13 protein-coding genes and 1 other RNA gene are annotated in these 12,804 nt (G+C 42.0%); 4 read left to right on the top strand and 10 right to left on the bottom strand.

Going from position 1 to position 12,804, the window contains the following annotated elements; all coding sequences use genetic code 11:
• Nucleotides 1-51: 51 nt before the first annotated feature.
• From ubiI to ABLA85_RS01675, 4 genes are read right to left on the bottom strand one after another with little or no spacing between them, the layout of a single operon-like run.
• Nucleotides 52-1,284, bottom strand: coding sequence for an FAD-dependent 2-octaprenylphenol hydroxylase (ubiI, locus tag ABLA85_RS01690; RefSeq protein ID WP_367960786.1), 1,233 nt, complete (start codon nucleotides 1,282-1,284; stop codon nucleotides 52-54).
• Between the two features lie 24 nt (nucleotides 1,285-1,308).
• The gene (gene ubiH / locus ABLA85_RS01685) at nucleotides 1,309-2,499 is read right to left on the bottom strand and encodes a 2-octaprenyl-6-methoxyphenyl hydroxylase (protein WP_367960784.1); all 1,191 of its coding nucleotides are present in this window, start codon (nucleotides 2,497-2,499) and stop codon (nucleotides 1,309-1,311) included.
• On the bottom strand, nucleotides 2,499-3,839 hold the full coding sequence (pepP, locus tag ABLA85_RS01680) for a Xaa-Pro aminopeptidase (RefSeq protein WP_367960783.1): 1,341 nt from the start codon (nucleotides 3,837-3,839) through the stop codon (nucleotides 2,499-2,501). Before pepP ends, ubiH begins: the two co-directional genes overlap by 1 nt.
• 47 nt (nucleotides 3,840-3,886) lie before the next feature.
• Entirely contained in the window at nucleotides 3,887-4,468 is a 582-nt protein-coding gene (locus ABLA85_RS01675; protein ID WP_367960782.1) for a YecA family protein, read from the bottom strand.
• A 271-nt stretch (nucleotides 4,469-4,739) separates the two neighbouring features.
• Here ABLA85_RS01675 and zapA point away from each other — a divergent pair, with 271 nt between their 5' ends.
• From zapA to ABLA85_RS01660, 3 genes are all read left to right on the top strand, one after another.
• On the top strand, nucleotides 4,740-5,048 hold the full coding sequence (zapA, locus tag ABLA85_RS01670; protein ID WP_038270060.1) for a cell division protein ZapA: 309 nt from the start codon (nucleotides 4,740-4,742) through the stop codon (nucleotides 5,046-5,048).
• A 180-nt stretch (nucleotides 5,049-5,228) separates the two neighbouring features.
• Nucleotides 5,229-5,412: non-coding RNA, 6S RNA (gene ssrS / locus ABLA85_RS01665), on the top strand.
• Nucleotides 5,413-5,461: 49 nt separating this feature from the next.
• Entirely contained in the window at nucleotides 5,462-6,061 is a 600-nt protein-coding gene (locus tag ABLA85_RS01660; protein ID WP_367960780.1) for a 5-formyltetrahydrofolate cyclo-ligase, read from the top strand.
• A 121-nt stretch (nucleotides 6,062-6,182) separates the two neighbouring features.
• On the opposite strand, the gene serA is transcribed toward ABLA85_RS01660, so the two are convergent.
• Both serA and rpiA read right to left on the bottom strand, forming a co-directional pair.
• Entirely contained in the window at nucleotides 6,183-7,424 is a 1,242-nt protein-coding gene (gene serA, locus ABLA85_RS01655; RefSeq protein ID WP_367960779.1) for a phosphoglycerate dehydrogenase, read from the bottom strand.
• Between the two features lie 272 nt (nucleotides 7,425-7,696).
• The gene (gene rpiA, locus ABLA85_RS01650; protein WP_367960778.1) at nucleotides 7,697-8,356 is read right to left on the bottom strand and encodes a ribose-5-phosphate isomerase RpiA; all 660 of its coding nucleotides are present in this window, start codon (nucleotides 8,354-8,356) and stop codon (nucleotides 7,697-7,699) included.
• A gap of 229 nt (nucleotides 8,357-8,585) precedes the next feature.
• Between rpiA and ABLA85_RS01645 the strand changes: the two genes are divergently transcribed.
• On the top strand, nucleotides 8,586-9,494 hold the full coding sequence (locus ABLA85_RS01645) for a LysR family transcriptional regulator ArgP (RefSeq protein ID WP_367960776.1): 909 nt from the start codon (nucleotides 8,586-8,588) through the stop codon (nucleotides 9,492-9,494).
• Here the strand turns inward: ABLA85_RS01645 and ABLA85_RS01640 are convergent.
• From ABLA85_RS01640 to ABLA85_RS01625, 4 genes are all read right to left on the bottom strand, one after another.
• The gene (locus ABLA85_RS01640; RefSeq protein WP_367960774.1) at nucleotides 9,491-10,228 is read right to left on the bottom strand and encodes an oxidative stress defense protein; all 738 of its coding nucleotides are present in this window, start codon (nucleotides 10,226-10,228) and stop codon (nucleotides 9,491-9,493) included. The genes ABLA85_RS01645 and ABLA85_RS01640 overlap by 4 nt on opposite strands.
• 206 nt (nucleotides 10,229-10,434) lie before the next feature.
• On the bottom strand, nucleotides 10,435-11,058 hold the full coding sequence (gene argO / locus ABLA85_RS01635) for an arginine exporter ArgO (RefSeq protein WP_367960772.1): 624 nt from the start codon (nucleotides 11,056-11,058) through the stop codon (nucleotides 10,435-10,437).
• Nucleotides 11,059-11,297: 239 nt separating this feature from the next.
• The gene (mscS, locus tag ABLA85_RS01630; RefSeq protein ID WP_367960770.1) at nucleotides 11,298-12,170 is read right to left on the bottom strand and encodes a small-conductance mechanosensitive channel MscS; all 873 of its coding nucleotides are present in this window, start codon (nucleotides 12,168-12,170) and stop codon (nucleotides 11,298-11,300) included.
• 181 nt (nucleotides 12,171-12,351) lie between these two features.
• Entirely contained in the window at nucleotides 12,352-12,717 is a 366-nt protein-coding gene (locus ABLA85_RS01625; RefSeq protein ID WP_367960769.1) for a YacL family protein, read from the bottom strand.
• Nucleotides 12,718-12,804 lie beyond the last annotated feature (87 nt).

Genomic DNA, 12,804 nt, shown 5'->3' with positions numbered 1-12,804 from the left:
ATTACACTTTAGCCTGTTATAAAAAAAACTAATCCCAAACAAGAGAAAGAATTAGATTTTTTCAACTGAAGAGGTTTGAGTAATCAACCAATCCGGCAGATCATGAAGACCCATCGCATGACGGAGTAATTGTGGCTTTACTCCGGGGAAATGGTTAGCCAAAGTCAGCCCTACATCACGAAATAATTTCTTGACAGGATTATTCCCATCAAATAGCTGCCGAAATCCCTGCATACCAGCCAGCATGACAGCCGCATTGTGTTTACGGCGACGCTCATAACGACCAAGATAGAGATGTTGACCGATATCTTTGCCTTGCTGGTTCAAACGGATCAACTCTCCGATCAACTCTGCTACATCCATAAACCCCAGATTAACGCCTTGCCCGGCCAACGGATGGATTGTATGTGCTGCATCTCCCAATAAAGCTAACCGATGTGCAGCAAAATTACGAGCATAACGTCCTATTAATGGGATAGCCTGACGGCCACTGATCAACTCACACTGCCCCAATCGCATGTCAAAAGTGGCACTCAATTGCCGATTGAACAATTCAGTCTCCATTGTCTTGCGCTGTTGCGCCGATTCCGCAGGCAATGACCAGACAATAGAACATAGATGAGGATCAGAAAGTGGCAGGAAAGCAAGAATACCATCCCCATGAAAAACCTGGCGCGCAACCCCTTGATGAGGTTCCACAGTACGAATAGTAGCGACCAATGCATAATGTTCATAATCCCAGAAAGTCAGTGGGATATCTGCATGCTGACGTAACCATGATTGGGCACCATCTGCACCAACAACTAGCCGTGAAGTCAGCATTCGCTCATCGGACAGGGTAATAAAGGCTTCGTTTTCTCCCCAGGCAACATGCTTAAGAGAAACGGGGGTAAACATAGTTACATCAGATAAACTTTCAGCCTGTTGCCAAAGAGCCTGGCGGATCACATTATTTTCGATAATATGTCCAAGATGATTGAGGCCATTTTCCGCCGCATTGAACTGAATACGACCGAAGCTATCCTGATCCCAGACTTCCATCCCCTGATAAGGGCTGACACGCATTGCGAGGAGCTTCTGCCAGACACCGAGATGGGTTAATAACCGTTCACTGGCTGCATTGATGGCAGAAACACGCAACGCATGTTCATCATTAGTATGAAAAATACTGGTTGGTGGATGCTCTTCTACAATCGCAATGCGCAAGCCGCTACCATGTAAACCACAGGCCAGCGCAAGGCCAACCATACCGCCTCCTGCGATCACCACATCAAATGATTGCATGTTTTTATTTCCTCTTAATCTGACTTATTCTGCCGTTGAACGATGGGCGCCCCAACCCAATGTCTGACGGGCCAGTGTGCCCTTTATCAGTGGCAACATTTCCATCACCATCAGGCCAAGATTACGCCCGATTCTCAACGGAAAGTAGTCATTGGCAAACAGCCTGACCAACCCATCAGTAATACCAATCGTTGCTTCACGATCTGCAAAGCGTTGCCGTTGGTAACAAGTCAGAACGTTATAAGAGCCGATATCGTGCCCTTCAATCGCAGCAGTCGAAATAACCTGAGCTAATGCCATTACATCACGCATACCTAAGTTAAAACCCTGCCCTGCAATTGGATGCAGAGTTTGAGATGAATTACCTGCTAATGCCAAACGGTGGCTGATCTGCTGGTTGGATGTAGATAAGGCCAGCGGGTAACTGTGCCGTTGACCTGTTTCCAACATTTTTCCCAGCCGCCAGCCAAACGCTTTTTGCAGTTGCTGAAGAAATTCGGCATCTTCCCACTGATTAATCTCCGCCCATTTATCCAATGGGTGACACCAGACTAACGAGCTGCGCCCTTCTGACATTGGCAACAGTGCCAACGGGCCATGTTCAGTAAAACGCTCAAATGCCCGGCCTCGGTGATGTTCAGATGTCAAGACATTGGCAATGATGGCAACCTGACCGTAATCCTGCCGCTGCCACGGGATATTACAGGCTTTTGCTACGGAAGACTGGCTTCCATCCGCTGCTATCAATAGTTTACCCGTAAGTTCTTTGCCATTATTCAAGGTAATAAAAACTGACGTGTCCAGACGCTCAACAGCATTCACTTTAGCTGGACAATAAAGTTTGATATTCGGTGCTTGTTTTAATAAATCAAACAGACGGTTTCCGGCATCGTGCAACTCAATCACGTTACCCAATACCGGAATGTCATAATCATCAGCCCGGATATTGACAAAACCACTACAACCGCGGTCACTGACATGAACGTGAGTAATTGGAGTGACATCATTTTTCAGTGCAGACCAGACACCTATTTGACTCAAACGCTGACATGTACCATAAGCTAAAGCAATCGCCCTTGCATCAAAACCCGGATGTTCCTGTGTTGGCTCTGCTGCTTCAACTAAGGAGATTTGCAACTGCCCTCGGCTCAAAGAAGAAATAGCAAGCGCTAATGTTGCACCAGCCATCCCTCCTCCCACGATAATCACGCTCATTATGGCTTGACTTCCTGATTACTGTACTCTTGTTTTGCCTGTGCCATCAGTGCTTCAATTTCATCAGGATCTTTAACGACATACTCAGTCAAATTCTCATTGCCTGATTCTGTAATCACAATATCGTCTTCAATACGGATACCAATACCACGGTATTCCGACGGCACATCAGCATCCGGTGCGATATACAGCCCCGGCTCAACAGTTAGTACCATACCAGGTTCCAGAATGCGATCACGATCAATACCGTAATGCCCCACATCGTGAACATCCAGCCCCAACCAATGGCTTAAACCATGCATGAAAAATTGGCGATAGGCATTGGTCTCAATCAAATATTCCACTTCACCATGCATAATGCCTAGTTTAACCAGCTCTTCAACCATGATGCGCACAACCTGCTCAGTCACTTCACGAATGCTAGTACCCGGCTTATAAAGTTCAAGGGAAACATTGATGGATTTCAGCACAATGTCGTAAATTTCTCGTTGAGGACGGGTAAATTTGCCATTGACCGGAAACGTCCGCGTAATGTCCCCCGCATACCCTTCATATTCACAACCTGCATCGATCAACACTAAATCGCCATCTTTCATACGACGGTCGTTTTCTGTGTAATGCAGGATACAAGCATTTTCTCCTGCACCAACAATAGTGTTATAAGCAGGATAGCGCGCACCGTGATAGATAAATTCATGGTGAATTTCAGCTTCAAGCTGATATTCAAACATATTCGGACGGCAGTTTCGCATAGCTCTGGTATGTGCTTGAGCACTAATTTTCCCGGCATTGCGCATGATTTCCAATTCAGCTTCTGATTTAAACAAACGCATTTCATGCAGCCACGGACGCCAGTCTGCTATTATTGATGGGGTACTGAAATTACGGCGACTATTCTTACGCAACTTATCCAGGGCACTGAATACGATCTTATCAGCATATTCAAATTCCCCCTGAGAGTGATAAACCACATCTAACCCATTTAGCAAGAGGTAGAGTTGTTCATCAATATCATTAAATGGCAAAGCACGATCCACTCCAAGTTTTTCTGGAGCGGCTTCCTGCCCAAGCCGACGACCAAACCAGATTTCTGCGGTGAGATCACGCACTCGATTAAACAAGACACTGTGGTTGTGAGTTTCATCGCTTTTAATAAGAATAAGAACAGATTCCGGTTCATTAAACCCAGTCAGATAAAGAAAATCACTGTGCTGACGATAAGAATACTCACTATCTGAGTTGCGTGTCGCAGGCGGGGCCGCAAAAATAATGGCTGCACTTGCCGGTGCCATTTTTGACAATAATACCTGACGACGGGATAAATATTCTTGTTTAGTCATACCCTCTCCTGCAATCTCGTTATTATTAATAATTAGCTAATTACCAATCAATGCAGCGTTGGTTTTTCATCTTTTTTCGTTGTATTGCCTTCTTTTTTGGGCATCGCCAGTGCAATGTAACAGAGCTGCACTGCAACACGGACATATTCCAATACTTCTTCCAGTGCCTGAGATAGCTCTTCTTGATCTTCGCCTTCGTCGTATCCCAACATACCTATATTGCGTAAATCAGTAATAACTTCCTGAATTTCTTTTTTTTCTGTTATTTTTGGATCTGCAACCCCCAATCCCAACAAGAAATGGTTTACCCATCCTGCCAACGCGTCAGCACATGCAAAAACACCAGCTTCATCATCAGGAAGCAGTAAATTAAAATTAAAGTTACTATCATCCAGTGATTCGAAAGTGACTTCATATAATTCTCTGATTGACTGTGCGAGTATCTGTGAAAATGCAAGACCATCATTAGCGAGATCATGTACAAGAGTCTGCCAGCTACTGTCGTGATTTCCACCACATAATAAACCACTTATTAAGCCATGCATCTCTGCGGCTGTCAGTGCAACGGACTGTTGATGCAAAATTTCATCAAATGATTGATAATTAGGTAATGAGTTTTGTATAGACATGTATATTGATCATCGTTGGCGATATAAGTTCATGCTATGCTACCATCAAGGGGAGTCGCTATACCAGACAACATAATCAGGTTGTCTTTTGGTATTGTACGGTAATGATTGGTGTCGGCCTTATTTTTATACCAAAATATGTTTTTTTACCCCCAACAAATTTCGAGTTACAGCTAATAACATGTAGCAACTTACCTTGAAAGCTAAAGGGCGTATATCAGAATTAAGGTATCAACAAAGGTTCGATACAGTAATAAATCAGGAAGGTGTCATGTCTGCACAACCAGTAGATATTCAGATTTTTGGGCGGTCATTACGTGTCAATTGTCCACCAGAGCAGATAGAAGCATTGCAGGCTGCGGCGGAGGAACTTGATCAGCGTTTGCATAACCTCAAAGAACGCACCAGAGTGACTAACACTGAGCAACTGGTTTTTATTGTGGCACTGAATATCTGTCACGAGTTAGCACAAGAAAAAATGAAAACCCGTGATTATTCCTACAATATGGAACAGAAAATTAAAATGCTCCAGCAGACTATTGAGCAAGCCTTATTAGAGCAAGGTAATAAAATTAGCTGACCATCTAACTGTCAATAAACAGATTTTTGTTGATAAATCAGGCAGTAGTCACGATAGATGAATATAACCAGTTGCTTTCTCCATTTAGTTACATACAATAGGTCACATGATGTTACTTAAAACCAAATGGGTAGGCTCCTGATTTAATGGTTCTCTGCCAATGGCTTAAGTGATAAAAAATTTTCTCTGAGGTGTTCGTGTGCAGGGAAGTCCCCTGAGCCGATATTTCATATCTACAGAATGTGGTGCTCCGTTTCTTGTGAGCATGCTTGGCCAGACCAAGAAGCCTAATAGAGGCGACTCCACGTTCACCTTGAACCAAGGGTTCAAGGGTTACCACCTGTAACGGCATCTTGGAGAATCCTATCTATCTGTTTTGTATCCTTTTCTGCACTACTAAATAGGCAGGTATCATGCAATCAGATTCTTTTTTCTCTCTCCGAAAAAGCATCAGACAAAAAATACGACAACTGCGTAAAAGCCTTTCTCCTGAACAACAATTGCAATTTGCTCTACAGGCTGCCGAGCGAGTCATGGCTCACCCAAAGATCCTCCAAGCGGAGAAGATTGCCCTGTATCTCTCCTTTGACGGAGAATTAGATACACGTCCATTGATTCAACAACTTTGGCAGCAAAATAAACAGGTTTACTTACCAGTATTGCACCCTTTCAGCCGGAATCACCTATTGTTCTTACGTTATCAACCTGAAACTTCTCTTGTCCGCAACCACTTTAATATAGAAGAGCCATCACTGGACGTCAGGCAGGTTTTACCTATCTCTGAACTGGATGTTATGTTTATCCCTTTGGTTGCTTTTGATCTTACAGGGCAACGGTTAGGCATGGGAGGAGGGTTCTACGATAGAACGCTAGCCAAATGGCAACAGAAAAATTTTTATCCAATTGGGCTGGCACACAATTTTCAATTAATTAATACACTACCTAGCGCAAGTTGGGATATTCCATTACCAGAAATTATCACACCAGAAAAAAGATGGCATTGGCCGGGATAATTGCAGAGACTGAGTTTAGCAGATTAGTTTGAGGGCTATTGTTTCTTCAATAGCCCTTATTTTATTTGGTTACGTGTTTTTCACCTAACTCACTTGTTCATTCAATTAAGTACAGCTCGCCTTAGTAAAGCAGACGGGAGCGGATAGTACCTGGTAAGGCTCTGAGTTGTTGTAAAACTAATTCAGCCTGAGCCGGATTTTGCGTCATGATATCGATAACCACATAACCAATATCCCCTTCAGTACGCAGGTATTGTGCTTCAATATTGATTTCCTGATCGGTGAAAACCTGGTTGATGCTGGTTAAGATACCCGGACGGTTTTCGTGGATGTGCAGTAATCGATTAGTATCCTTAGCATGTACTGGCAGTGAAACTTCCGGGAAATTAACCGCTGACAGTGTAGAACCGTTGTCAGAATATTTGACCAACTTTCCGGCGACTTCATAACCGATATTCTGTTGCGCTTCTTGTGTGGATCCACCGATATGCGGCGTCAACAGTACATTATCAAATTTAATTAATGGGGAGACGAAAGGCTCGTTGTTGGTTGCCGGCTCCACGGGGAATACATCAATCGCAGCACCAGCAATATGCCCAATTTCTAACGCATTAACTAATGCAGGAATATCGATAACAGTACCGCGTGAGGCATTGATTAAAATTGACCCCGGTTTCATCAGCTCTAATTCAGCCGAACCGATCATATTTTTGGTTGAAGATGTTTCAGGAACATGCAGACTCACAACATCACTCATATTTAACAATTCAGATAAGTGATGAACTTGCTGGGCGTTCCCCAGTGGTAATTTATGTTCAATATCAAAGAAGTAAACATTCATACCGATGCTTTCAGCCAAGACACTAAGTTGTGAACCGATATGACCGTAACCGATAATGCCTAATTTTTTGCCACGTGCTTCATAACAACCCGCAGCCTGTTTGTACCATTCCCCTTTGTGGGCTTTGGCATTGGCTTCTGGAACACGACGCAATAACAGCAGCAGCTCTCCCAATACCATTTCAGCCACTGAGCGTGTATTGGAAAACGGAGCATTAAATACGGGGATACCGCGTCTTGCTGCGGCGTTCAGATCAACCTGATTAGTGCCAATGCAGAAACACCCAACTGCAACCAATTTTTCAGCAGCAGCAAAAATTTCTTCGGTTAACTGAGTACGGGAACGGATCCCCACAAATTTGGCATCACGGATCGCTTCTTTCAGCTCTTCCGGTTCTAATGCGCCCTTATGATACTCAATATTGCTGTACCCTGCTGCCCGCAAATTATCTACTGTGCTTTGATGAACGCCTTCCAGCAGCAGAAATTTAATTTTATCTTTTTCTAAAGATACCTTAACCATTTATCCGCCTTATTTGTACTAATTTTCGTAATGCCGATAGGTTTCACTAAAATAACAAAAAAAACGTCAACAGCAATACAATCGTTTGCCTGTAAAACAGCATAAGAAACAATAAAAAAGTTGTTACGCAAAGTAAAAATTTTAGTTACGAGATAAATATAGAATTTTGAGTGATAATTAGACAAACATACAATATATATATCTGAATTTTATTTTTTAAATATAAATCTAAAAATTTTTTAAGGGCAGAATATTCTGCCCTTAACTAATAATTACTCTGCAATCGTTTTTACACCATTAGCTGTACCAACCAATACGACATTCGCACTACGGTTAGCAAACAAGCCAACAGTTACTACACCAGCAATAGCATTAATTTTGTTTTCTAATTCGATTGGGTTAAGAATGGCAAGATTATGAACATCCAAAATGATATTACCATTATCAGTGACAACGTTCTGACGGTAAACCGGAGTTCCTCCTAATTTCACCAACTCACGGGCAACATACGCACGTGCCATCGGAATAACTTCAACCGGTAACGGAAATTTACCCAATATATCAACCTGCTTGGATTCATCAATAATACAAATGAATTTCCTTGCCACAGCAGCAATGATTTTCTCTCTGGTCAATGCTGCTCCACCACCTTTAATCATTTGCATGTTGCCATTGATTTCATCAGCACCGTCAACATAAATGTCCAAAGAATTAACTTCATTACAATCAAGCACAGGAATGCCAAGACTTTTCAATTTCTCCGTTGATGCTTCCGAGCTGGATACTGCACCTTCAATTTTGTCTTTCATCGTCCCCAACGCATCAATAAAATGAGATGCCGTTGAGCCTGTACCAACCCCAACAATGGTTCCCGGTCTGACATATTCCAGCGCTGCCCAACCTACCGCTTTTTTTAATTCGTCCTGTGTCATATCAATTACTGCCTATAATCAATTACAAGAAAAATCCAGCCACCAGTATAAACAATATTTTATCTTATCCTGTGAAAAAATATGGCATAGTGCTACCTAGACCCAAAAATCTTTTGAGCACACAATATATTTTTGAATCAACGACAATTTCTTAACACACAATTTTAAACACACAATCTAGTGACCAGATATTCAAAGAGAAGAGTAAAAACGGAGAACCTGATTTTCGATGAAACGCCCTGATTACCGATCCCTACAAGCGTTGGATGCCGTGATCCGTGAACGCGGTTTCGAACGTGCAGCACAAAAGCTTTGTATCACTCAATCCGCAGTATCCCAACGTATCAAGCAATTAGAAAACTTATTCGGTCAACCGTTATTGGTTCGTACCATCCCCCCCCGCCCTACAGAACAAGGGCAAAAATTGCTTGCGTTATTACATCAGGTAGAGTTGCTCGAAGCACAATGGCTTGGTGATGAAAATGGTAATGATACTCCTTTATTACTCTCTCTTGCCGTCAATGCGGATAGTCTGGCAACCTGGCTCTTACCGGCACTTCATCCCGTGCTTTCCGATTTGCCTATCCAGCTCAATATTCAGGTGGAAGATGAAACACGTACACAAGAAAGCCTGAGACGTGGGGAAGTTGTTGGTGCAATCAGTATTCAATCACAACCCCTACCAAGCTGTCTGGTGGATAAGCTAGGTGCTCTTGATTATCTGTTCGTCTCCTCCCCTAAATTCGCTGAACGTTTTTTCCCCAATGGAGTCACTCGCTCAGCTTTACTAAAAGCACCTGCTGTTGCGTTCGATCATTTGGATGATATGCATCAGGCCTTTTTACAACAGTATTTTGATTTATCACCAGGTAGTGTGCCTTGTCATATCGTTAACTCGTCCGAAGCGTTTGTTCAATTGGCAAAACAAGGATCGACATGTTGCATGATCCCCCATTTACAAATCGACAAAGAATTGAAGGCAGGTAAATTGGTTGATTTAACCCCCGGCTTGTGCCAACGCCGTATGCTTTACTGGCACCGTTTTGCCCCGGAAAGCAGCGCTATGAGAAAAGTGACTGACGCCCTGTTAAAACTAGGACGCCAGATGTTACGTCAGGAAGATGATGAAACTAATTAACGCTGTAACTCAAAAACTGCATCAACATGATCAGAAAACTCTATGCTCTGCGGTTCATAAGTTTCATCAGATGAATTTTCCGCAGAAGCCGCAGATATTAAAGCTGATTTGAATTGCAACCGACTCATTGGAAAAGGCACCGCTTCAGGCGGACGATAAGTGATGCTATATACGGAACCTAACTTACTGTTAAAACCTTTTGCTAATTCAGTTGCCTGTTGAATCGCATTCGCAATTGCTTTCTGTCTGGCTGCATCGCGATAGCGCTGAGGATCGGCCACGCTGAACTGTACGGAATTAATTTCATTTAATCCCGCTTTCAAGGCTCCATCCAACAGTGTATTCAGTTGATCCAGCTTACGAACTTTGACTTCAACTGAGCGGGAAGCGTCATATCCCGTAAGAGTTGATTTGCCTGTTTTCTGATCGTACTGATATTCTGGCTGAGTCCGTATATTGGCCGCATTAATATCTTTCTTTTCGATACCATTTGTTTTCAAAAAATCAAAATATTTTGCAACACGCTCATCAACTTTTCTCTTCGCATCTGCTGCATTTTTCTGACTCACTTTCACATGAATCAACAAAGTCGCCATATCTGGAGCCGCTTTGATTGTCGCATTACCAGAAGTTGATACATGCGGGGTGGACGGTAATTCCGCAGCCGAAGCCGTCATACATGACAAACTGCCTACAGCTAACATAACAGCAAATATCAGTGAGTTACGTTTCACTAAAACCTCCTTTCGGATATACCCTTTATCTATTAGGTACACAGCAAATAAATAAGTATTTTCTACAGAATTCTCATATTAAGACAAGCTGCTTTCAGAAACATTAGCACACTATATTTATAAAGAACCATATTTATAAAGAACTATATTTATAAAGAACGGTTTGAATTATAAAGAAGTATTTAAATTATAAAGAAATGTTTAATTTAATTAAAAATCTGTAATCCTTGCTTAAACAAACTCCATGCGATATACCACATCACACAACCAACAAATAAGTTAATGATGCGCTGAGATCGTGGCTGATTAAGAATTGGTGAAAACCATGCGGCCAGAATAGCCAATGCGAAGAACCAACTGATGGATGCGGTAACTGCACCGGCAGTAAACCACGGCTTGTGTTCCGCTGATAATTGTCCTCCAATGCTACCTAATACAACGAAAGTATCCAGATAAACATGAGGATTCAACCAGGTTACTGCAAATAATGTCACAATAACCCGCCAGCGGCTTTGAGCCAGAGTTTCTGTACTGGAGAATGCAATATCCGTTGATACTGCCAGCCGAAAAGCTCCCCATCCGTACCATAGCAAAAACGCAACACCTCCCCATGTTACAGCTTGCAACAAAAATGCTGACTGCCCAAGCAGAGCACTACCTCCAAAGACTCCTGCCATGATAAGAATAATGTCACTGATAGAACATAATGCGGCACTCATCAAATGAAAACGTTTTTTACTACCCTGCTGCATCACAAAAACATTTTGTGGTCCAAGTGGAATAATCATTGCAGCACTGAGAAAAAAGCCCTGAATTAATGTTGAAAACATGCAAAAATTCCTAATATTTATTCAATCAGATAAGTTCTATCTGCATATTAGGAAAATTTATTCATTAGCAGAAATGAATATTTCTTATCTATCATTAAAGAAACTTATGAAGCAATTAAAAGGTATTGAAAGAAACAGAGTGGAAAGAGTGGCAAACCCAAGTTATTTAAGCAATGCTGATTTGGTGTGAGAGTATTTCTATTTTCTCACACCAAGATTTCTCACACCAAATATATTGATTATTGGTCCGTTTTATTCTGTAGAGTAACTTGCTGCTGATGCAGATAAATATCCATTTGTGGGAAAGGAATACCAATATTGTGTTTATCCAAAGCTCGTTTGAAATTTTCCATCAGATCCCAGTAAACGCTCCAGGCATCTCCATTAGTTGTCCACACACGTACAATAAAATTGAGTGATGAAGGCGCCATTTCATGTAACCGAATAGTGACACCTTTCTCATGCTGAATGCGCTTATCCGCTTCGATGACGTCACCCAACACTTTCTTTACTTCATCGATATCAGCGTCATAAGCAACTCCGACCATTATCTGAGTACGGCGGTTTGGTTCACGGCTGGTATTGATAATATTGTCCGCAATAATTTTTCCGTTAGGGATCACAATAATACGATCATCCGCAGTACGTAATGTTGTGGAGAAAATTTGCACTTGTACAACCGTTCCTTCCACTGCACCAATCATGACATATTCACCAGTGCGGAGTGGACGGAAAACTACCAGCAACACGCCAGCAGCGAAGTTTGACAGTGAACCCTGTAATGCCAAACCGACAGCCAAACCTGCGGCACCAATAACGGCAATCACAGAGGCGGTTTGAACGCCTAATTTTCCGAGCACTGCAACAATAGTAAAGGCGATGATGGCATAACGAATTATTGCTGACAAAAAGTCAGAAATAGTCGCATCAATACCGCGTAGCGTCATGACGCGTTTCACCGCTTTATTTGCCAGTTTGGCAACAGCCAAACCTACAATCAGAATTAGAATGGCAAACACAATATTCACTGCATACTGGATCAGTAGATGTTGATTATTGACAAACCAATTTGCTGCCTTATCAATCTCACCTGATAGATTGATCTCTTCCATAAAAGCCTACCTTTTTTGTTGGAACCTGCCGGGAAGAAACGCCCAGCAATATAGGCTCCTGTTTATAAATAAAAAGCCAGTACAATGTCACACAAATATGTTACACAAATACGTCACACAAAAGTGATGGAATATCGATTATGGCAGAAATCTGCCATTGGTTGAACATAAACACTTATCTTTAATTATTTTGCAAAACAAAAACTCTGTAATTTGCCAACATATTAATAAAATCATCTGTACCACAAAGTGCCAGGCTCTCATTATCGTAATAGCTCATCCCCTCTTCCAACATCTCTGTATCAAACTGGAGTTGATTAGCTCTGATCATAATTTCTTCTTCATTCATTAACAGTGTGTATTCATGACCGTTCAATTGCCACTGACGTTCACTACCTTTTATATCCATCAATGCTGAAATTATTTTATCTAAAACACTTAAATCGCCTTTTACTTCCTCATTCAACCAGTGACCAATAGCTTCATGATCCATTGAGAAATTTGTCATCACCTGACCAGTGATATCCTGTATAAATTCATATTCCATCACTTACCTCCACGTTTTTGTTATATCAACCACATCTGGGTTTTAAACATTTCCGATGTCTACCCCAGAGTCTGTCCACAAACTGAC

The sequence above is a fragment of the Xenorhabdus sp. SGI246 genome (genome assembly GCF_040838225.1).
GTDB classification, from domain to species: domain Bacteria; phylum Pseudomonadota; class Gammaproteobacteria; order Enterobacterales; family Enterobacteriaceae; genus Xenorhabdus; species Xenorhabdus indica.
Note: the sequence above shows the minus strand (reverse complement) of the source record. Positions and strands in the feature narration are given on the sequence as shown.